This is a genomic window from Streptomyces sp. NPDC007264, from assembly GCF_042869095.1.
Classification (GTDB): domain Bacteria; phylum Actinomycetota; class Actinomycetes; order Streptomycetales; family Streptomycetaceae; genus Streptomyces.
Genome location: NZ_JBIAFD010000016.1, coordinates 111,917 through 131,062 on the forward strand (window position 1 = coordinate 111,917; position 19,146 = coordinate 131,062).

The window sequence follows — 19,146 nt, forward strand, 5'->3', positions numbered from 1 at the left end:
CGCGTCGACGCGCACCGTGACCGAGGCGATGCGCGGGGTGCCCGACACCGGGGCCACCCCCTCCGGGGCGGCCGCGGACCGCGCTGCGGTCACCCGGAGTGCTCCGGCCCGTCCCGCCCCGCTTCCGCTCCCGGAGCCCGCGGAGCCGCGAGGACGCCCCGTCCCAGCAGCCAGGGCAGGACGCGCCACAGGCCCACGCAGACGACGAGCGTCCCCACGCCCGCGGCGATGCCGGCGGCCCGGTTGAGCGACACGTCCACCACCAGCAGTACCGATCCGGTCAGTGCGAGCATCAGCATGGTCATCCCGACCGTGGCGAGGCGGGAGGAGACCCGCACGATGACGGGCTTGGCGTTCTGCTGGAAGAGCGAGCGGTGCAGCGCCGCGGGCGCCGTGAACAGGGCCGCGGCCAGCACGGCGAGCAGGAGCGTCGTGACGTACGTGGCGCGCTGGACCGTGTCCAGGGACGGGAAGCGCGGGGTGAAGGCCAGGGTCAGCAGGAACGCGAACAGGATCTGGACCCCGGTCTGGGTGACGCGCAGTTCCTGCAGCAACTCGGCGAAGTTGCGGTCGGCGCGCTCCAGGGGAGTCTCGCGCCGTGCCTGAGGGGGAGCTCGGTCGGCCATGGTGCACGAGTTCCCGTTCCGGCCCTGGTCACGCCCCGGCGGGGCGGCGGCGCACCGGGCCGCCGCCCCGCCGGCCGCGTCAGCCGACCCGCCCGTACCAGACGCTCTTCGTCCAGATCTTCTGGAGCCTGACCACGTCCCCGGTCCGCGGGGAGTGCCAGATCTTTCCCTTCCCGGCGTAGATGCCGACGTGGTAGATGTTCCGGCCCGAGTGGAAGAACACCAGGTCTCCGGCCTTGCGGTGCGAGGAGGAGACGTGGTGCGTCGTGTTGTACTGCGCCGCGGCCGTACGGGGCAGCTTCTTGCCCGCCTTCTTGAAGGCGTAGAGGGTGAGCCCGGAGCAGTCGAAGCGGCGCGGTCCGGTGGCGCCCCACTTGTACGGGGCTCCCTTCTTCGACGCCGCGATCTGGAGAGCCTTGGCCGCCGGAGTCGCGGCGGCCGCGTCGGTGGAGACGCCGGGGACCGCGATGCCGCCGCCGACGGCGGCGAGGGTGAGGGCCGAGGCGGTGCCGGCCCGGGTCAGCAGCGACGGGACACGATTGAGCGCAGTCATGCGCAACCCTTCGTCAGCCGCCTGTGAAGGATGACCTGTCGGATTCGGACTGGCGAAGTAGCCCGGCCGCTCGCGCGGCTTCACCCCAAGGACCTCCGGATCTCTCCGGCGGCCCGCCTTGCCGGGTCCTCCACTCCTGCCGATCCACTCCTGTCGACCGGTCATCCGGGCGGCGGCAGGATTCGGCGTCCGCCCGGACCGCCCCGCCGCGGTGGCGGGGGCTTGTCGTCAGGAAGGGATCTTCACCTACCAGGGTCCGAAAATCACAATGGAATCGGCGATTTGTGGCGTTACTCACCACTCACTCGTTCGGGTGGACAACCGTCCTCTCGAGGGAAGTTGAGGGAGCGAACCAGGCCCCGACCTGCATCGGAGTCCCGCATCGCGCCCTGCGGGCAGGCATGTTGCGCGACTCCTGCGGGCCGGACACCGGAGCCCTCTCTACTCCGGTCCGGGGTACACCATTTGGCCCGTTTGAGCCGCGCCGGACGGACGGCCGGCCGTCCGGCATGCCCATGGAGCGGTCTGCCCGCCTCAGCCTTCCGGCCCGGGGCGCGAGGCCGTCGTCCGCCCCTCGCTCCGGCGGCTCCGGGGGTCCCGGCTCAGTCCGCCCCGGGAGGCACGGCGACGCGGTCCGCGCGGCGTTCGCCGTCGAGGGTGCGCAGGGCGCGGGCGAGGGTCGGGCCGTGCAGTTCGTGCTCCCCGCGCTGGTGCATCAGCGTCAGCGCCTCGCGCAGGGCCGCCGCCTTGCCCACCAGGGCCTGGGCGGCGCGCAGGCCCCGGTAGGTGTCACCGGAGTGCGCGGGGTTGATGCGGCCGAGCAGGTCGACGACATCGAGGTAACGGTCGATCAACTCCGCCTCCGCGCGGGTCAGCGCGGGCAGCGGCGGAAGTTCGGGCGGCAGCATCGGCTCACCTCGTGCCGGGTGCGGTGTGCGATGCCGTGCGGCCGGAGACGATGCGGTCGACCAGTCCGTACTCCACCGCGGCGCGTGAGTCGAGGATCGTGTCCCGCTCGATGTCGGCGGCGATGCGATCCGGCGCCTGCCCCGTGTGCCGCGCCAGCATCTCCTCCAGGCGCCTGCGGGTGCGCATCAACTCCTCGGCCTGGATGGCCAGATCGGTGGCCTGTCCCCGTACCGGCTCCGGCAGGGACGGCTGGTGGATCAGGACGCGCGCACCGGGCAGCGCCAGCCGCTTGCCCGGCGCGCCCGCGGCGAGCAGCACGGCCGCGGCCGACGCCGCCCGGCCGAGGCAGACCGTCTCCACGTCGCAACTGACGTACTGCATCGTGTCGTAGACCGCGGTCATGGCGGTGAACGAGCCGCCCGGGGAGTTGATGTACAGCGAGATGTCGCGGTCGGGGTCCAGATACTCCAGATGCATGAACTGCGCCATCACGTCGTTCGCCGACGTGTCGTCGATCGGCGTCCCCAGAAACACGATCCGCTCGTCCAGGAGCTTCGCGTACGGGTCAAGGGTCCGCTGTCCGTAGCCGGTGCGTTCGGTGAACTCCGGCAGGACATGGCGGGCGGACGGTCGGTGCATGACTTGCGCCTCCTCGGAATCACTCCTGTAAAAAATGTACAGGACGTACGTTCCGTACGGAGGTGAGGCATGCTGAGAGCGAAAAAGCGGGTGCGGAACCCTGGGCCGGCTGGGATCTTCCGCTCGAAGAGGCGCCTCAGGGCCGCCGTCTAAGCTGGACACATGGCCTACGAGATTCCGGTGACGCAAGCCAGGGCTGAGCTCGCCGATCTGATCAATCGCGTGGTGTACGGCGGCGAACGCGTCGTCGTGACGCGGCACGGAAAGCCTCTCGTCGCCCTGGTCTCCGCCGCCGACCTCGAGCGGCTCGCCGAACTGGACGCCGCGGAGGAGCAGGTGATCAGCTCCGTCTCCAGCGTGCGCGACGTCGCCCCCACCCCGCGCGAGCGGCGGCGCTTCGGCATCGCCGCCGAGCACCGGGGGTCCGGCACGTCCTGACGGCACTTGTGCGGGGCCGTGATGGCGGAGCGCGATGTCGTGGTGGCCGAGCGTGGTCGGCAGTGCCCACGGCGAGGGTCGTCGATCCATGGCCCGCGGCAGCCGGGCCGACGCGGACAGCGCACGCGGGACCCGCGTCCCGAGCATCGGCCCCCGCGCGCACCGCGGCCGGGCCGCGGCTCTGTTAACGCGCCGGAAACCCGCTCCAACTAGCCTGCCCCTCCACGCCACCAGCGACTTCGCCCGTGGCCGCGGCGACCGGACCCCGCACGGTCCGGAGCGAGGACGGTGAGGTGGGACGTGCACCTGACCCCGCACGAGCAGGAGAGGCTGCTGATCCACGTGGCGGCCGACGTGGCCGAGAAGCGCCGGGCCCGGGGGCTCAGGCTCAACCACCCCGAGGCGGTCGCGCTCATCACGTCACACATCCTCGAAGGCGCCCGGGACGGCCGTACGGTCGCCGAACTGATGGCCTCCGGGCGCACGGTCCTCACCCGGGACGACGTCATGGAGGGCATCCCCGAGATGATCCACGACGTCCAGGTGGAGGCGACCTTCCCGGACGGCACCAAGCTCGTCACCGTCCACGACCCGATCGTCTGAAGGGAGGAGGGCGCCGTGATCCCCGGAGAGATCCTTTTCGCGGAGGGACCCGTCGTGTACAACGAGGGCCGCGACGTCACCCGGCTGACCGTGCTCAACGCCGCCGACCGGCCCGTCCAGGTCGGCTCCCATTACCACTTCGCCGAGGCCAACCCCGGTCTGGACTTCGACCGTGCCGCCGCGCACGGCAAGCGGCTGAACGTCGCCGCCGGCACCGCCGTGCGCTTCGAGCCCGGGATCCCCGTCGACGTCGAACTCGTCCCGCTCGCCGGGGCCCGTGTCGTGCCCGGACTGCGCGGCGAGACCGGCGGTGCCCTCGATGCCTGAGATCTCCCGGGCCGCGTACGCCGACCTGTTCGGCCCGACCACCGGGGACCGCATCCGGCTCGCGGACACCGACCTGATCGTCGAGATCGAGGAGGACCGCTGCGGCGGGCCGGGACGCGCCGGGGACGAGGCGGTGTTCGGCGGCGGCAAGGTCATCCGCGAATCCATGGGGCAGTCGCGCGCCACACGCGCGGAGGGAACCCCCGACACCGTCGTCACCGGCGCGGTCGTCATCGACCACTGGGGCGTCGTCAAGGCCGACATAGGCATCCGCGACGGCCGTATCAGCGCCCTCGGCAAGGCCGGCAACCCGGACACCATGGACGGCGTCCACCCCGCCCTGGTGATCGGTCCGGAGACGGAGGTCATCGCGGGCAACGGGCGGATCGTCACCGCGGGGGCGATCGACGCGCACGTCCACTTCATCTGCCCGCAGATCGCCGACGAGGCGCTCGCCGCGGGCATCACCACGCTGATCGGCGGCGGCACCGGACCCGCCGAGGGCTCGAAGGCGACCACCGTGACACCCGGGCCCTGGCATCTGGCGCGGATGCTGGAGGCGATGGAGGGGTACCCGCTCAACGTCGGTCTGCTCGGCAAGGGCAACACCGTCTCGCACGATGCGATGCTCTCCCAGATCCGCGGCGGCGCCGTCGGTCTCAAACTGCACGAGGACTGGGGCTCCACACCCGCCGTGATCGACGCCGCGCTGACCGTCGCCGACCGCACCGGCGTGCAGATCGCCATCCACACCGACACCCTCAACGAGGCCGGGTTCGTGGGCGACACGCTCGCCGCGATCAACGGCCGCGGCATCCACGCCTATCACACCGAGGGCGCGGGCGGCGGGCACGCGCCCGACATCATGACCGTGGTGTCCGAGCCGCACGTGCTGCCCAGTTCCACCAACCCGACCCGGCCGTTCACCGTCAACACCGCCGAGGAACACCTCGACATGCTGATGGTGTGCCACCACCTGAATCCGGCCGTCCCGGAGGACCTGGCGTTCGCCGAGTCGCGGATCAGGCCCTCCACCATCGGGGCCGAGGACATCCTGCACGACCTCGGCGCCATCTCCATCATCTCGTCCGACTCCCAGGCCATGGGGCGGATCGGCGAGGTCGTCATGCGGACCTGGCAGACGGCGCACGTGATGAAGCGGCGCCGGGGCGCGCTGCCGGGCGACACATGCGCGGACAACCACCGGGTGCGCCGCTATGTCGCCAAGTACACGATCAACCCGGCGCTCGCGCAGGGCCTCGCCCACGAGATCGGCTCCGTGGAGACCGGCAAACTCGCCGATCTCGTGCTGTGGGAGCCCGCGTTCTTCGGGGTCAGGCCGCACCTCGTCCTCAAGGGCGGGCAGATCGCGTACGCGCAGATGGGCGACGCCAACGCGTCGATCCCGACCCCCCAGCCGATCCTGCCGCGGCCGATGTACGGGGCGAGCGGACGGGCGCCGGCCGCCAACTCGGTCACCTTCGTGGCGCCGCAGGCGATCGAGGACGGGCTGGCGGAGCGGCTCGCGCTCGGGAAGAGGTTCGTGGCCATCGAGTCGACGCGCGGCGTCACCAAGGCGGACATGCGCGAGAACGACGCCCGTCCGCAGGTGCGGGTCGACCCGGACAGCTTCGCCGTGCACATCGAGGGGGAACTGGTCGAGGCGGAACCGGCCGCCGAACTGCCCATGGCCCAGCGGTACTTCCTCTTCTGATGTCCAGGGCGGCGCTACTGGTCCTGGCCGACGGCCGCTTCCCCGCCGGAGGGCATGCCCACTCCGGCGGGGCAGAGGCGGCCGTCCGCGCCGGGCGGATCACCGGGGCGGCCGATCTGCGGGAGTTCTGCCGCGGCCGGCTGCACACGGCGGGACTGGTGTCCGCGTCGCTGGCCGCGGCGGCCGCACTGGGCACGGACCCCGTCGCGCTGGACGCCGCCGCGGACGCCCGCACGCCGTCGGCCGCGCTGCGCGCCGCCGCCCGCAGGCTGGGGCGGCAGCTGGTGCGGGCCGCCCGCGCGACCTGGCCCTCCGACGAACTGGAGGCGGCGGCACACCGGTTCCCCAAAGGGGCGCACCAGCCGGTGGTGCTGGGGCTGGTGGCACGGGCCGCCGGTCTGGACGCCGAGGACGCCGCCCACTGCGCCGCGTACGAGAGCGTGAGCGGGCCGGCCACGGCCGTGGTGCGGCTGCTGAGTCTCGACCCGTTCGACGCCTCGGCCGTACTGGCCCGGCTGGTGCCCGAGGTGGACCTGGTGGCCGCGCGGGCGGGCGACGCGGCCCGGCGGGCGCTCCACGACGGAGTCGACGCCCTGCCCGCGGCGTCCGCGCCGCTGCTGGAGATCGGTGGGGAGGCGCATGCGGCGTGGCCCACACGGCTGTTCGCCTCCTAGGAGGCGCGCTTGCGTTGTTCCGTCGACCGGGGGTCCGCCCCCGGACCCCGACCGGCCTGAACGGCCTCGTCCTCGAACGCCGGGCGGGCCCTGCGTGGCCGGGCCCGGCTGAAGGAGCTGACTGTGCACCTCGACCACACCCACGACGGCCCGTCCGCCGTCGGCGCCGACGCCCGCCGTCCCGACGGTTCGCGCCGTGCCCTCCGGATCGGGCTCGGCGGGCCCGTCGGGTCCGGCAAGACCGCCACCGTCGCCGCGCTCTGCCGGGCCCTGCGGCAGGAGTTCTCGCTCGCCGTCGTCACCAACGACATCTACACCCGTGAGGACGCCGCCTTCCTGCTGCGGGAGGCCGTGCTGCCGCCGGAGCGGATCACCGCCGTGGAGACGGGGGCCTGCCCGCACACCGCCATCCGGGACGACATCTCCGCCAACCTCGAAGCGGTCGAGGACCTGGAGGAGCGGGCCGGCCCGCTCGACCTGGTCCTCGTCGAGTCCGGCGGGGACAACCTCACCGCCACGTTCTCCAAGGGGCTTGTGGACGCGCAGGTCTTCGTCATCGACGTCGCGGGCGGGGACGACATTCCGCGCAAGGGCGGCCCAGGGGTCACCACCGCAGATCTGCTCGTCGTCAACAAGACCGACCTCGCGCCCCACGTCGGATCGGACCTCGCGCGGATGGCCGCCGACGCGAAGGCGCAGCGGGCCGGGCTGCCCGTCGTCTTCCAGTCGCTGCGCGGCCCGGACGGCGTCACCGAGGTCGCCGACTGGGTGCGCGACCGGCTCGCCGCGTGGTCGGCGTGACCGCGGGGGTACGGGCCACCGCGCGGATCGTGGCCCGCGCCGACGGCAGGGGTGCCACCTCCCTGCCCGTGCTCGCGGGCGAGGGACCGCTCGCACCGCGCCGTACCCGGGCCAGCGGTGACGAGGCGCGCGTCCTGCTCGTCGGCGCGATGAGCGGGCCGCTCGGCCGGGACCACTTCACCGTCGAGGCGGAGGTCGGAAGCGGCGCCCTGCTGCACCTGGGATCGGCCGCGGCCACCCTCGCCCTGCCGGGGCAGGCCAAGGGCGAGGCACGCTACGACGTCCGGCTCCGTGTCGCCGCCGGGGGTGAACTGCGCTGGCTGCCCGAACAGTTGATTTCGGCCGGGGGCAGCGAGCTGTGCGTCTCCTCGCGCGTCGACCTGGCTCCCGGCGCCCGCCTGGTGTTCCGTGAGGAGCAGGTCCTCGGTCGCGCCGGTGAGGAACCCGGACGGCTCACCAGCCGGCTGACGGTGCGGCTGGACGGGCGGCCGCTGCTGGACCAGGAAGTGGCCTGCGGGCCCGGCGCCCCCCGCGGCTGGGACGGCCCCGCCGTGCTGGCGGGGCACCGGGCTCTCGGGCAACTCCTCGTCGTGCGGCCGGAGTTCGACGCGGCGCCGGTGGCGCCACGGATACTGGGGGAGTGCGCCGCGCTCACTCCGCTCGCGGGGCCCGCCGTGCTCGTCACCGCGGTCGCGCCGGACGCGCGGCGGCTGCGCCGCCTGCTGGACGAAGCGCTGCGCGACATGGGCTGAACCGGTCTCTCCGCTTAACGGACAGCCGTGCACCGGTTATCGGATTGGCAAAGAAAGTCAAGTAACCCCTGGTGTCGGTGCCTTCACAGCAGAAAGGATCCCCGTACCCATAGCAACCATGTACGGGGAGGTCCCTCTTGAGGGGAATGAGACCGACGAGGCGAGTCACCGGGCTCGGCTCTGTTGGGGCGTTCGTCACGGCGACGCTGATAGCCGGGGCCGTGGCGGCTCCGTCGGCCACCGCCGACACGCGCCACGGCCAGGACCGGGAGGCCCGCGGCGCCGCGATCGCCGCCGCGAGGGCCGCCAAGGCCGGCGTCGACTGGCAGGACTGCCCGGCCGACTGGGGGCTCGAGAAGCCCATCCAGTGCGGCTGGGTCACGGTTCCGCTCGACTACGCCCACCCGAACGGCAAGCAGCTCAAGCTCGCCGTCGACCGCATCGGGAACACCGGCACCGCGGAGGAGCGCCAGGGCGCCCTCGTGTACAACCCGGGCGGCCCCGGCGGTTCGGGCCTGCGCTTCCCGCGCCGCGTCACCACCAAGAGCGCGGTGTGGGCCAACGTGGCGAAGGCGTACGACTTCGTGGGCTTCGACCCGCGCGGTGTCGGCCACTCGGCGCCCATCTCCTGCGCGGATCCACAGGAGTTCGTGAAGGCGCCCAAGGCGGACCCGGTCCCCGACTCCGAGGCGGACAAGCTCGCCCAGCGCAAGCTCGCCCGTGAGTACGCGCAGGGATGCCTCGAGCGCACCGGCCGCGCGATGCTGCAGCAGATGACCACGCCCAACACCGCGCGCGACCTGGACGTCATCCGTGCCGCGCTCGGCGAGAAGAAGCTCAACTACCTGGGCGTCTCGTACGGCACGTACCTCGGCGCCGTCTACGGCACCCTCTTCCCCGGCCACATCCGCCGGATGATCGTCGACAGCGTCGTCAACCCCTCGCGGGAGAAGATCTGGTACCAGGCCAACCTGGACCAGGACGTCGCCTTCGAGGGCCGCTGGAAGGACTGGCAGGACTGGGTCGCGGCGAACGACGCCGCCTTCCACCTGGGCACCACGCGGGCCGCCGTGCAGGCGAAGTGGCTGGACCTGCGCGCCACGGCGAAGAAGAACCCCATCGGCGGGGTCGTCGGACCGGCGGAACTGCTCTCCTTCTTCCAGAGCGCCCCGTACTACGACTCCGCCTGGGTGCCGGTCGCCACCGTCTTCAGCAAGTACGTCGCCGGTGACACCCAGGCCCTCGTCGACGCGGCCGCGCCCGACCTGTCGGACACGGCCGGCAACATCTCCTCGGAGAACGGCAACGCCGTCTACACGGCCGTCGAGTGCACCGACGCCAAGTGGCCCACCAGCTGGCGGAAGTGGGACCGGGACAACACCCGCCTGAACAAGGACTACCCGTTCCTGACGTGGGCGAACGCCTGGATGAACCTGCCGTGCGCCACCTGGCCGGTCAAGCAGCAGACCCCGCCGAACGTGCGGACCGGCAAGGGCCTGCCGACCGTCCTGATCGTGCAGTCCACGCGTGACGCCGCGACGCCGTTCGACGGCGCGGTCGAACTGCACAAGCGCTTCAAGGGTTCCCGCCTGATCATCGAGAAGGACGCGGGGTCCCACGGCGTGACCGGTCTGGTGAACCCCTGCATCAACAGCCGGGTGGACACCTACCTGCTCACCGGCAGGACCGACGCCTCCGATGTGACGTGCACGCCGCACGCCACGCCGAAGCCGTAGTCCCGCACACGCACGAGGGGGGCGGCCGGGACCCGGCCGCCCCCCTCGCCGTCCGTCGTCAGCCCTGGCCCTCGGTCGTCAACTCAGCGGCATGCGCGGGAACCTGCGGGTCCGCTGCGCCTTCTCCTCGGCCTCCTCGGCCTTCACGGCCGCCGCGTACCGGTCGACGTACTCCTGCTCGGACAGGGACAGGATGGCGTACATGATCTCGTCGGTGACGGCGCGCAGAATGGCCTTCTCGTTCTCCATCCCGGCGTAGCGGGAGAGGTCGAGGGGCTTGCCGAAGCGGATCACCACCGGGTGGGGGCTGGGGATGACCTGGCCCGGCGGCTGGGCCTCGAAGGTGCCGATCATGGCGCAGGGGACGACGGGGACCTGGGCCTTGAGGGCCATCACCGCGACACCGACCTTGCCCTTGTACAGGCGGCCGTCGTGGGAGCGGGTGCCCTCCGGGTAGATGCCCAGCAGCTCACCCCTGCGCAGCACGCGGAGCCCCTCGCGGATCGCCGCCTGCCCGGCGTCCTTGCCGGAGCGGTCCACCGGGATCTGGCCGATGCTGCGGAAGAACGCGGCGGTGAGGCGGCCCTTGATCCCGGGGCCCGTGAAGTACTCCGCCTTCGCGAGGAAGGTGATGCGCCGTTTGAGGATGGCGGGCATCAGGAAGTGGTCGGAGAAGGAGAGATGGTTGCCCGCGACGATGGCCGGTCCCGATGACGGCACGTGTTCGAGACCCTCGATCCGCGGCCGGAAGGTCAGACGCAACAGCGGTCCGAGAACGACGTATTTGAGCAGGTAGTAGAACAAGAGCTCGCTCCTCGGGCGGCGGATCGCCTCAACCGCCGTGTCTGGCAGCTCAACCGGCAGGGAATGAACTGTCAGTCTAGAGTCGGGCGGAGGCTGCCGGAACCGGTCCTGCCCGGATCGTGCCGGCCCGGCGCCGGCGCTCCTGCTCAGCGGCGTGCGGGGAGCGTGACGGTCACAGAAGGTCGTCGTCGGAATCCTCCGGGTAGGAGTATTCGTGGTCCGACGGACGGCCCCGCTGCTGCTGCCGCTCCTCCTGTTGGTGCCGGCCCCGCTGCTGCCGTTCCTCCTGCCGGTGCTGGCGTTCCTGACGTGCCTGCTCCTGGGCGCCGAGGGTTTCCTCGGTCATGTCCTCGACGTAGCCCGCGTCGTCCGCGTACGGGTCGCGTTCCCGGTCGGTCATGGCGGCTCACTCCTCGATGGGGCGAGGTGGACACGGCTCCGCCCCTGCTCAGCGTGGCACGAGTCGCATCCGCGCGCACATCGGTGCTCTCAGCCGAGGCCGCGGGCGCGTGCCGGGGGTTCCCGGAGCGCGGTGACGGCGGTCGCCAGTTCCGCTCGCACGGGTCCGGGCGGCGGATCGCCGGTGACGGCCTCCACCACGTTCTGGGCGACATGGTGCAGTTTCGTGTTGGTCCGCTGGGAGATGGTGACCAGCACGTTCCAGGCGTCCTGCGCGCTGAGCGCGAACGACGCCATCAGGACCCCGCGGGCCAGATCGATCACGGGCCGTGTCTGCATGGCCCGCCTGAGCTGGACCAGTTCGATGTGCAGGGCCCGGTCTCCCTCCCCGGCGGGCTCGTCCTCCTCCGAGGACCCGTGCCGTTCCCGGGGGTGTCTGTCGTGGCCGTTCACGGCGGTCGTGGCGGGCGCGGACGGCAGACCGAACAGGGATCGTGTGCCGGTCAGCGAGAGCAGCCGCTCGACGCAGGGGCCGACCGCGCGCAGCGTGAGGGTCTTGGTGTCCTCCAGGGCCCGTCGGCGGATGCCGAGCAGGACGTTGAGGCCCGAGCAGTCGCAGAAGTCCACGCCGCCCAGATCGACGTCGACACCGCTGACCGCGCGGCGCAGGGCGTCACCGAGGGCGTCCTGCAACGCCTCCTCCGTGTCGATGTCGAGCTCGCCGGACACGAGGACGGTCATCCGCTCCCCGGCGCGGTGTGCCCGTACGGTCAGGGAGGACCCCTCAGGATGCTCCTGATGCTCCTGCGGATGGGTGCCTGCCCCGCGAACGGCCTCGTCCCGGCTTCCTGGCTCGGGAAGCGGGCGCTTCACCATGACAGCCTCCCGAGCTCGTCCCTTCGCGCCCCTGTAGCAAGGCTGGGTCAGGCCCGGTCACATGTCAAGCGATGCATGAATGCTCATTCGTCTTTTTGTATTCGTGAACCAGAGAGCCTATTCTCGACCCATGGATGGAGTGCCGGAGCCGCACAACGGGTGGACGTTCCTGACCAATCACGCGCGCGTGCTGGCGTCCATCGCCGTGGACCGGACCTCCCGCATCCGTGACATCGCGGCCCGCTGCCGGCTGACGGAGCGAGCCGTCCAGAAGATCATTTCCGATCTGGAGCACGAGGGCTATCTCGTCCGCACGCGTGAGGGGCGCAGCAACACCTACCGCATCCAGCCGGACACGCCCCTGCGTCATCCCGCGGAGGCCAGCCTGAGCGTCTCCGAACTCCTCGCCCTCCTGGCCCGCCACGACGCCGAGCGCGGCAGCCGGCAGCCGAGGCCGTGACACCCCGCGCGCCCCGTCGTCGTCCGGCCGTGGGCTTCAACCGTGTGCACCGGGTACTCGCAGCTACCCGGTCACCGAGAGGAGCCCGAAGTGAGCACCGTAACAGGCAGTGAGATCGTCGTCACGGGCGCCACCGGCAATGTGGGCACCAGCCTGGTGCGGGTGCTCGCCGACGACCCGGACGTCCGTGGCGTTCGCGGCCTGGCGCGTCGGATCCCCGACCTCGGCCCGGCCGGCGTGGAGTGGTCGGAGGCCGACCTCGCGTCGGAGGAGACCGACCTGGTGCGGGAGTTCCGGGGCGCCGACGCGGTCGTGCACCTGGCGTGGGCGTTCCAGCCGACGCACGATCCGGTCACGACCTGGCGGACCAACGTCCTCGGCAGCCTCCGGGTCTTCGAGGCCGTCGCCGCGGCGAAGGTGCCGACGCTGGTGCACGCCTCGTCCGTCGGCGCGTACTCTCCCGGCCCCAAGGACCGCGCCGTGGACGAGACCTGGCCGACGCACGGCTGGCCGGACGCCGCCTACACCCGCGAAAAGGCGTACCTGGAGCGGGTGCTCGACGTCTTCGAGCACGAGCACCCCGGCGTCCGGGTCGTACGGATGCGGCCCGCCTTCCTCTTCAAACGCGAGTCGGCGAGCGAACAACGACGCATCTTCGCGGGGCGGTTCCTGCCCGGACCGCTGGTCCGCCCCGAACTGCTGCGGTTCCTGCCGGACATCCCGGGACTGCGGGTCCAGGCCCTGCACACCGACGACGCCGCCGAGGCGTACCGGCTCGCGGTGCGGGGAGAGGCGAGGGGCGCGTTCAACCTCGCCGCCGAGCCGCCCCTCGACGCGGCCGTGCTGGGCGACCTGCTCGGTGCCCGCCCGGTCCGGCTTCCCCGTACCGCCGCCCGGTCGGCGATCGCCGCGGCGTGGGGACTGCGGCTGCTCCCCGCGTCACCGCACCTCTTCGACGCCGTCCTGCGGCTGCCGCTCATGGACTGCACCCGCGCGCACACCGAGCTGGGCTGGCGGCCGGAGCACACGGCGGTCGAGGCTCTGGAGGAATTCCTGCACGGAGTGCGGGAGGGCGCCGGAGCGGCGACGGCGCCGCTGCAGGGGCGCAAGATCGGCTGAGCTGCGGTCGGCGGCGGTCGGCGGCGGCCGGCGGCACCCGGTGGCGGCCGCGCGGCCGTACCGCCCGGCGCGTTTCGGCGGTCCGGATCACGAAACCCCAGTCACAGCACCAACCGCGGGCAGGAAGGCGGTCGCGATCCATGGCCCTCTCAGCACGCAACGGCACGCCCGGACCCGCCGGCCGGCCCGGGACCACGATCGATGTGGCCGGCCTCGAGGCGGCACTGCGCGGTGCGGTCGACGCGGAGGTCCGTTTCGACGCGGGCAGCAGGGGCGCGTACGCCACGGACGGATCCAACTACCGCCAGATCCCGATCGGAGTCGTCGTCCCGCGTGGTGTGGAGGCCGGCGCCCGGACGGTCGAGGTGTGCGCGCGATTCGGCGCCCCCGTGCTGTCCCGGGGCGGCGGGACCAGCCTCGCCGGCCAGGCGACCAACACCGCGGTGATCATCGACTGGACCAAGTACTGCCACGCGCTCGTGTCGGTCGATCCCGACGCACGCACCTGCGTCGTGGAACCCGGGCTGGTGCTGGACGAGCTCAACCGCCGACTGGCCGACCACCGCCTCCAGTTCGGGCCCAAGCCGTCCACACACAGCCACTGCGCGCTGGGCGGCATGATCGGCAACAACTCCTGCGGGGCGTCCGCGCAGGCGTACGGCAAGACCGTGGACAACGTACGCCGTCTCGAAGTCCTCGCCTACGACGGCACCCGCATGTGGGTGGGCCCCACCTCGAAGGCCGAGCGGGCGCAGATCGCCGCCGAGGGCGGCCGCCGGGGCGAGATCTACGACGGCCTCGACCGGATCGTCGGCGCGTACCTGGGAGACGTGCGGCGCGGCTATCCGAAGATCCCGCGCCGCGTCTCCGGCTACAACCTGGACGCACTGCTGCCGGAGAACGGGTTCGACGTGGCCAAGGCGCTGGTGGGCAGCGAGGGCACCCTCGTGACCGTGCTGCGTGCCGAACTCGGCCTCGTTCCCGTGCCCCCCTGCCAGTCGCTGCTGGTCCTCGGGTACGACGACATCTGCTCGGCCGCCGACGACGTCCCCGGCATCCTGGAGCACTGCTCGCCCGGCCGACTCGAGGCCCTGGACGGGCGGATGGCGCAGCTGATGCGCGAGGAGCACGCCTATCTCGACTCCCTCAGGTCCCTTCCGGAGGGCGACAGCTGGCTGCTGGTGCAGTTCGGCGGTGAGACGCAGGACGACGTCGACGAACAGGCCCACGCCCTGCTGCGCGCGATGGGCCGCGCCGAGAAGGAGCCCACGGTGGCCTTCTCGGACGACCCGCGACGCGAGCAGGAGATGCTCAAGGCCCGTGAGGCCGGCCTCGGCGTGACCGCGCGGCCCCCCGACGACCGCGAGACATGGGAGGGCTGGGAGGACTCGGCCGTGCCGCCCGAGAGCCTGGGCGGCTATCTGCGCGACCTGAGGGGGCTGTTCGACGACTTCGGGTACGACCGTCCCTCGCTGTACGGCCACTTCGGGCAGGGCTGCGTGCACACCCGCATCCCCTTCGGGCTGAAGACCGCCGCCGGCGTGGCCGACTTCCGCCGCTTCCTGGAGCGCGCCGCCGACCTCGTGGCCTCGTACGGCGGATCCCTGTCGGGGGAGCACGGCGACGGGCAGGCACGGGGCGAGCCGCTGCGCCGCATGTTCGGGGACCGCCTGGTGACCGCCTTCGGGGAGCTCAAGGCACTCTTCGACCCGGACAACCGGATGAACCCGGGCAAGGTCGTCGAGCCCAACCCGGTGGACGGGCAACTGCGGCTGGGCTCCGGCTGGCGGCCCGCCGCGGGCCCGACGCACTTCGGCTACCCGGAGGACGACCACTCCTTCGCCCGTGCCGTGATGCGCTGCGTCGGGATCGGCAACTGCCGCAGCCACCACGGCGGCGTGATGTGCCCGTCCTACCGGGCCACCAAGGAGGAGGAGCACTCCACGCGGGGCCGGGCGCGACTGCTGTTCGAAATGCTCGACGGCCACCCGGACTCGGCGGTCACGGACGGCTGGCGCTCCACGGAGGTCCGTGACGCCCTGGACCTCTGCCTGGCATGCAAGGGATGCAGGTCGGACTGTCCCACCGGCGTGGACATGGCCACCTACAAGGCCGAGTTCCTCGCCCACCACTACGCCCGCAGGCCGCGGCCCGCCGCCCACTACTCCCTGGGCTGGCTGCCCCTGTGGGCCCTGCTCTCCCGTGTCGCCCCGCCCCTGGTCAACAGCGTGCTCCGGGCCCCCGGTCTGGCCGCGGCCGGCAAACGGCTGGCGGGAGTCGACGGCGCCCGCGAGGCTCCCCTGTTCGCGTCCGAGTCCTTTCTGCAGTGGTGGCGGGCCCGCGGCACCGAGGAGCCCGACCCGGGCGACGCACGCGCGGTGGTGCTGTGGCCCGACACCTTCAGCACCTTCTTCCACCCCTCGGTCGCGAGGTCCGCGGTGCGGGTCCTGGAGGACGCGGGCTTCCGTGTCGCCGTACCGGACAAGCCGGTGTGCTGCGGACTGACCTGGATCTCCACCGGTCAGCCGACCGTGGCGAAGAGGGTGCTGCGGCGCACGCTCGACGTGCTGCGGCCGTGGACGGAGGCGGGCACCCCCGTCGTCGGCCTGGAACCGTCCTGCACCGCCGTGTTCCGGGCGGACGCACCGGAACTGATGCCGGCCGACCAGGACGTGCAGCGCCTGGCCGGGCAGTTCCGCACCTTCGCCGAGCACCTCGTGCACCACGCGCCCGCGGACTGGCGGCCGCCCGCCCTGGCGCGGCGGGCGACCGTGCAGACCCACTGTCACCAGCACGCGATCATGCGCTTCGACGCCGACCGCGAACTGATGCGCCGCGCCCACATGGACGCCGACGTCCTCGACGAGGGCTGCTGCGGACTCGCCGGCAACTTCGGGTTCGAACGCGGCCACCACGAGGTGTCCATGGCCGTCGCGGAACAGGGCGTGCTCCCCGCCGTCCGGGCGACCCCGCACTCCGGCCTGCTCCTGGCGGACGGCTTCAGCTGCCGCACCCAGATCGAACAGGGTGACACCGGCCGACGGGCCCTGCACCTGGCCGAGGCCCTGGCCCTGGCCCTGGACGGGCCCTTGCCCGCCGACCTGCCGGAATGCCTGGCGCAGCGCCCCGAGGCGCCCTCGCGCCTGCACACCTGGACGGCCTCGGCCGTCGCCGCTGCCGCGGCGGCGGTGCCCGCCGCGGCACTCGGCCGCCGCGTGCGGCGCCGCCCGTGACGCCCTCCGGCAGCGGCAGCGGTACCGCAGCCCGTGTCGGGGTACGCCGCCCCGGCAGCGGCAGCGGCAGCGGCAGCGGCAGCGGTACCGCAGCCCGTGTCGGGGTACGCCGCCCCGGCAGCGGCCCCGGGGAGGCCCCGGGAGGCCCCGGCAGCGGCAGCGCGGCTCGGCAGCGCGGCCCGTCTCCGGGTACGCCGCCCCGGCCGTGCCCGTCGCGCGCCCCGACCCGCGGGGAAGCGGCCGGGCCGGGCCTCTCCCCGGCAGAGGCCCGGCCCGACCGCCTCCCCGGGGCCGCCCAGGGCCGCCCGGGGGAGGCGGTCGGGGCCGCGCCGCCGGGCGGACGGTGTCAGCCCGCCAGCACCTTCTCCAGTGCCCCGAGCGCCGACCGCAGCTCTCCGTCCGTGATCGTCAGCGGCGGGGCCAGCCGGACCGTCGAGCCGTGGGTGTCCTTGACCAGGACGCCCTCCCGCATCAGGCGCTCGCTGATCTCGCGGCCCGTGCCGATCGCCGGGTCGATGTCGACGCCCGCCCACAGCCCGCGCGAGCGGAAGCCCACGACGCCCCTGCCGACGAGCGCGGCGAGTCCGTCCCGCAGCACCACGCCCGCCTCGGCCGCCCTGCGCTGGAACACGCCCGTCTCCAGGAGACGGACGACCGCGGTGCCGACGGCCGCGGCGAGCGGGTTGCCGCCGAACGTCGACCCGTGCTCGCCCGGGTGCAGAACACCCAGGACGTCGCGGCGCGCGACCACCGCGGACACCGGCACGATGCCGCCCCCGAGCGCCTTGCCGAGCAGCAGCACGTCCGGCACGACCCCCTCGTGCTCCACCGCCAGCGTCCTGCCCGTGCGGCCGAGGCCCGACTGGATCTCGTCGGCGACGAACAGGCACCCGGCGCGGCGGGTGAGGTCGCGGACCCCGGTGAGGTAGCCCTCGTCGGGGATGATCACGCCCGCCTCGCCCTGGATCGGCTCGATCAGCACCGCGGCGGTCGTCTCGTCGACGGCCGCCTCCAGCGCGGGCAGATCGTTGTACGGCACGACGCGGAAACCGGGCGTGAAGGGCCCGAACCCCGACCGCGCCGTCTCGTCCGTCGAGAAGCTGACGATCGTCGTCGTACGGCCGTGGAAGTTCCCTGCCGCCACCACGATCGTCGCCCGGTCGGCCGGCACGCCCTTGACCTCGTACGCCCACTTCCGGGCCACCTTGACGGCGCTCTCCACCGCCTCCGCGCCCGTGTTCATGGGCAGCACCATGTCCAGGCCCGTCAGCGCGGCCAGCGCCTCGGCGAACTCCGCCAGCCGGTCGTTGTGGAAGGCGCGGGAGGTGAGGGTCAGCAGGTCCAGCTGACGGTGGGCCGCCTCGATCAGCACCGGGTTGCGGTGCCCGAAGTTGAGTGCGGAGTAGCCGGCGAGCATGTCGAGGTAGCGACGGCCCTCGACGTCCTCCACCCAGGTGCCCTCGGCGCGGGCGACGACCACGGGCAGCGGGTGGTAGTTGTGCGCGAGGACCGGTTCCTCGGCGTGGATCAGCTCGTCGGAGGAACGCGTACGGACGGGTGCGGTCATGAACGGATCTCCTGGGTGCAGCACTTGATGCCTCCGCCGGCCTTGTGGAACTCGGAGAGGTCGACGGGGACGGGAACGTAGCCGCGGCGTGCGAGCTGCCCGGCGAGGGCCGTCGCCCCCGGCGCGATGAAGACGTGCCGGCCGTCCGAGACGGAGTTGAGACCGAAGGCCAGGGCGTCCTCACGGGTGGCGAGCACGGCGTCCGGGTACAGCCGGGTCAGCACCTCGCGGCTGCCCGGCGAGAACGCCTCCGGGTAGTACGCGACGGTGTCGTCGTCGAGGACGAACAGCGCCGTGTCGAGGTGGTAGAAGTACGGGTCCACCAGCTGGAGGCCGATCACCGGGACGCCGAAGAACTCCTGCACCTCGCGGTGCGCCTCCCGCGTCGTACGGAATCCGGTGCCGGCCAGGACGTACCGTCCCGCCGGGACCAGATCGCCCTCGCCCTCGCACACCGACTCGGGGCGGTAGACGTCGAAGCCCGCCGCCTTGAACCAGGTGTCGTAGGCGGTGGACTCGGGGCGGCGCTGCGGTGCGTGGAACTGCGCGCCGAAGACCCGGCCCTCCAGGACGAGCGCGGAGTTCGCCGCGAACACCATGTCCGGGAGTCCGGCCACCGGCTCCACGCTCTCCACCGTGTGGCCGTGGGCGCGGTACGCGCCGATCAGCGCCTGCCACTGTGCGCGGGCGAGATCGACGTCGACCTGTGTGTCGGGGTGCATCCAGGGATTGATCGCGTACTGCACGGCGAAGTGTCTGGGTTCGCAGACGAGAAAGCGCCGAGGGCGCGGCACACGGCTTTCGGGCACAGAAAGGGTCCTCCGCTTCCTGCGGTGTCAAAAAGGGGGTGCCACCACGGTAGGAAGGGACCCGGACACTCGACAAGCGACGAAAGTTGCGCATGTACGCAGGATTG

General features: G+C 72.5%; 20 protein-coding genes and 1 riboswitch. Of the genes, 11 read left to right on the forward strand and 9 right to left on the reverse strand.

The window, feature by feature from the left end; genetic code table 11:
* Nucleotides 1–89 precede the first annotated feature (89 nt).
* The 4 genes from ACFYMU_RS25495 to ACFYMU_RS25510 all read right to left on the reverse strand — a co-directional run bounded on the left by ACFYMU_RS25495 (nucleotide 90) and on the right by ACFYMU_RS25510 (nucleotide 2,727).
* Nucleotides 90–626, reverse strand: coding sequence for a DUF6328 family protein (locus ACFYMU_RS25495; RefSeq protein WP_388377440.1), 537 nt, complete (start codon nucleotides 624–626; stop codon nucleotides 90–92).
* Nucleotides 627–705: 79 nt separating this feature from the next.
* Nucleotides 706–1,179, reverse strand: coding sequence for a C40 family peptidase (locus ACFYMU_RS25500; RefSeq protein WP_388377443.1), 474 nt, complete (start codon nucleotides 1,177–1,179; stop codon nucleotides 706–708).
* A 3-nt stretch (nucleotides 1,180–1,182) separates the two neighbouring features.
* Nucleotides 1,183–1,377, reverse strand: a riboswitch (cyclic di-AMP (ydaO/yuaA leader).
* Between the two features lie 404 nt (nucleotides 1,378–1,781).
* Nucleotides 1,782–2,087, reverse strand: a complete 306-nt coding sequence (locus ACFYMU_RS25505) for a hypothetical protein (protein ID WP_388377445.1) — start codon at nucleotides 2,085–2,087, stop codon at nucleotides 1,782–1,784.
* Between the two features lie 4 nt (nucleotides 2,088–2,091).
* Entirely contained in the window at nucleotides 2,092–2,727 is a 636-nt protein-coding gene (locus ACFYMU_RS25510; RefSeq protein WP_388377448.1) for an ATP-dependent Clp protease proteolytic subunit, read from the reverse strand.
* 162 nt (nucleotides 2,728–2,889) lie between these two features.
* On the opposite strand from ACFYMU_RS25510, the gene ACFYMU_RS25515 reads away from it, so the two are divergent.
* From ACFYMU_RS25515 to ACFYMU_RS25550, 8 genes are all read left to right on the forward strand, one after another.
* A complete protein-coding gene (locus tag ACFYMU_RS25515; protein ID WP_388377451.1) occupies nucleotides 2,890–3,165 on the forward strand; it encodes a type II toxin-antitoxin system Phd/YefM family antitoxin in 276 nt (91 codons plus the stop codon).
* Between the two features lie 300 nt (nucleotides 3,166–3,465).
* The gene (locus ACFYMU_RS25520; protein WP_388377454.1) at nucleotides 3,466–3,768 is read left to right on the forward strand and encodes an urease subunit gamma; all 303 of its coding nucleotides are present in this window, start codon (nucleotides 3,466–3,468) and stop codon (nucleotides 3,766–3,768) included.
* 15 nt (nucleotides 3,769–3,783) lie between these two features.
* Complete coding sequence (locus ACFYMU_RS25525; protein ID WP_388377457.1) at nucleotides 3,784–4,095, forward strand: urease subunit beta; 312 nt, start codon at nucleotides 3,784–3,786, stop codon at nucleotides 4,093–4,095.
* Nucleotides 4,088–5,809 carry an urease subunit alpha gene (locus tag ACFYMU_RS25530; RefSeq protein WP_388377460.1) on the forward strand — a complete coding sequence of 574 codons (1,722 nt, stop codon included), beginning with the start codon at nucleotides 4,088–4,090 and terminating at the stop codon, nucleotides 5,807–5,809. Before ACFYMU_RS25525 ends, ACFYMU_RS25530 begins: the two co-directional genes overlap by 8 nt.
* Nucleotides 5,809–6,483 (forward strand): urease accessory protein UreF, encoded by a 675-nt coding sequence (locus ACFYMU_RS25535; RefSeq protein ID WP_388377463.1) that lies wholly within the window; start codon nucleotides 5,809–5,811, stop codon nucleotides 6,481–6,483. The genes ACFYMU_RS25530 and ACFYMU_RS25535 overlap by 1 nt, the downstream gene beginning before the upstream one ends.
* A gap of 123 nt (nucleotides 6,484–6,606) precedes the next feature.
* Complete coding sequence (ureG, locus tag ACFYMU_RS25540) at nucleotides 6,607–7,284, forward strand: urease accessory protein UreG (protein WP_388377465.1); 678 nt, start codon at nucleotides 6,607–6,609, stop codon at nucleotides 7,282–7,284.
* Nucleotides 7,281–8,036 (forward strand): urease accessory protein UreD, encoded by a 756-nt coding sequence (locus tag ACFYMU_RS25545; protein ID WP_388377619.1) that lies wholly within the window; start codon nucleotides 7,281–7,283, stop codon nucleotides 8,034–8,036. Before ureG ends, ACFYMU_RS25545 begins: the two co-directional genes overlap by 4 nt.
* Nucleotides 8,037–8,173: 137 nt before the next feature.
* Nucleotides 8,174–9,772, forward strand: coding sequence for an alpha/beta hydrolase (locus ACFYMU_RS25550; protein WP_388377468.1), 1,599 nt, complete (start codon nucleotides 8,174–8,176; stop codon nucleotides 9,770–9,772).
* A 78-nt stretch (nucleotides 9,773–9,850) separates the two neighbouring features.
* On the opposite strand, the gene ACFYMU_RS25555 is transcribed toward ACFYMU_RS25550, so the two are convergent.
* The 3 genes from ACFYMU_RS25555 to ACFYMU_RS25565 all read right to left on the reverse strand — a co-directional run bounded on the left by ACFYMU_RS25555 (nucleotide 9,851) and on the right by ACFYMU_RS25565 (nucleotide 11,851).
* Complete coding sequence (locus tag ACFYMU_RS25555) at nucleotides 9,851–10,576, reverse strand: lysophospholipid acyltransferase family protein (protein WP_388377471.1); 726 nt, start codon at nucleotides 10,574–10,576, stop codon at nucleotides 9,851–9,853.
* Between the two features lie 172 nt (nucleotides 10,577–10,748).
* The gene (locus ACFYMU_RS25560) at nucleotides 10,749–10,976 is read right to left on the reverse strand and encodes a hypothetical protein (RefSeq protein ID WP_388377474.1); all 228 of its coding nucleotides are present in this window, start codon (nucleotides 10,974–10,976) and stop codon (nucleotides 10,749–10,751) included.
* Between the two features lie 89 nt (nucleotides 10,977–11,065).
* A complete protein-coding gene (locus ACFYMU_RS25565) occupies nucleotides 11,066–11,851 on the reverse strand; it encodes an anti-sigma factor antagonist (RefSeq protein ID WP_388377477.1) in 786 nt (261 codons plus the stop codon).
* Between the two features lie 130 nt (nucleotides 11,852–11,981).
* Here ACFYMU_RS25565 and ACFYMU_RS25570 point away from each other — a divergent pair, with 130 nt between their 5' ends.
* From ACFYMU_RS25570 to ACFYMU_RS25580, 3 genes are all read left to right on the forward strand, one after another.
* Nucleotides 11,982–12,311, forward strand: a complete 330-nt coding sequence (locus ACFYMU_RS25570) for a helix-turn-helix transcriptional regulator (RefSeq protein WP_388377480.1) — start codon at nucleotides 11,982–11,984, stop codon at nucleotides 12,309–12,311.
* Between the two features lie 90 nt (nucleotides 12,312–12,401).
* Nucleotides 12,402–13,430 (forward strand): SDR family oxidoreductase, encoded by a 1,029-nt coding sequence (locus ACFYMU_RS25575; RefSeq protein WP_388377482.1) that lies wholly within the window; start codon nucleotides 12,402–12,404, stop codon nucleotides 13,428–13,430.
* 140 nt (nucleotides 13,431–13,570) lie between these two features.
* Nucleotides 13,571–16,663, forward strand: coding sequence for an FAD-binding and (Fe-S)-binding domain-containing protein (locus ACFYMU_RS25580; protein WP_388377485.1), 3,093 nt, complete (start codon nucleotides 13,571–13,573; stop codon nucleotides 16,661–16,663).
* A 346-nt stretch (nucleotides 16,664–17,009) separates the two neighbouring features.
* Here ACFYMU_RS25580 and rocD read toward each other — a convergent pair whose 3' ends face one another.
* Both rocD and ddaH read right to left on the reverse strand, forming a co-directional pair.
* Nucleotides 17,010–18,230 (reverse strand): ornithine--oxo-acid transaminase, encoded by a 1,221-nt coding sequence (rocD, locus tag ACFYMU_RS25585; protein ID WP_388377488.1) that lies wholly within the window; start codon nucleotides 18,228–18,230, stop codon nucleotides 17,010–17,012.
* Nucleotides 18,227–19,039 carry a dimethylargininase gene (ddaH, locus tag ACFYMU_RS25590; protein WP_388377491.1) on the reverse strand — a complete coding sequence of 271 codons (813 nt, stop codon included), beginning with the start codon at nucleotides 19,037–19,039 and terminating at the stop codon, nucleotides 18,227–18,229. The genes rocD and ddaH overlap by 4 nt, the downstream gene beginning before the upstream one ends.
* Nucleotides 19,040–19,146: the final 107 nt, after the last annotated feature.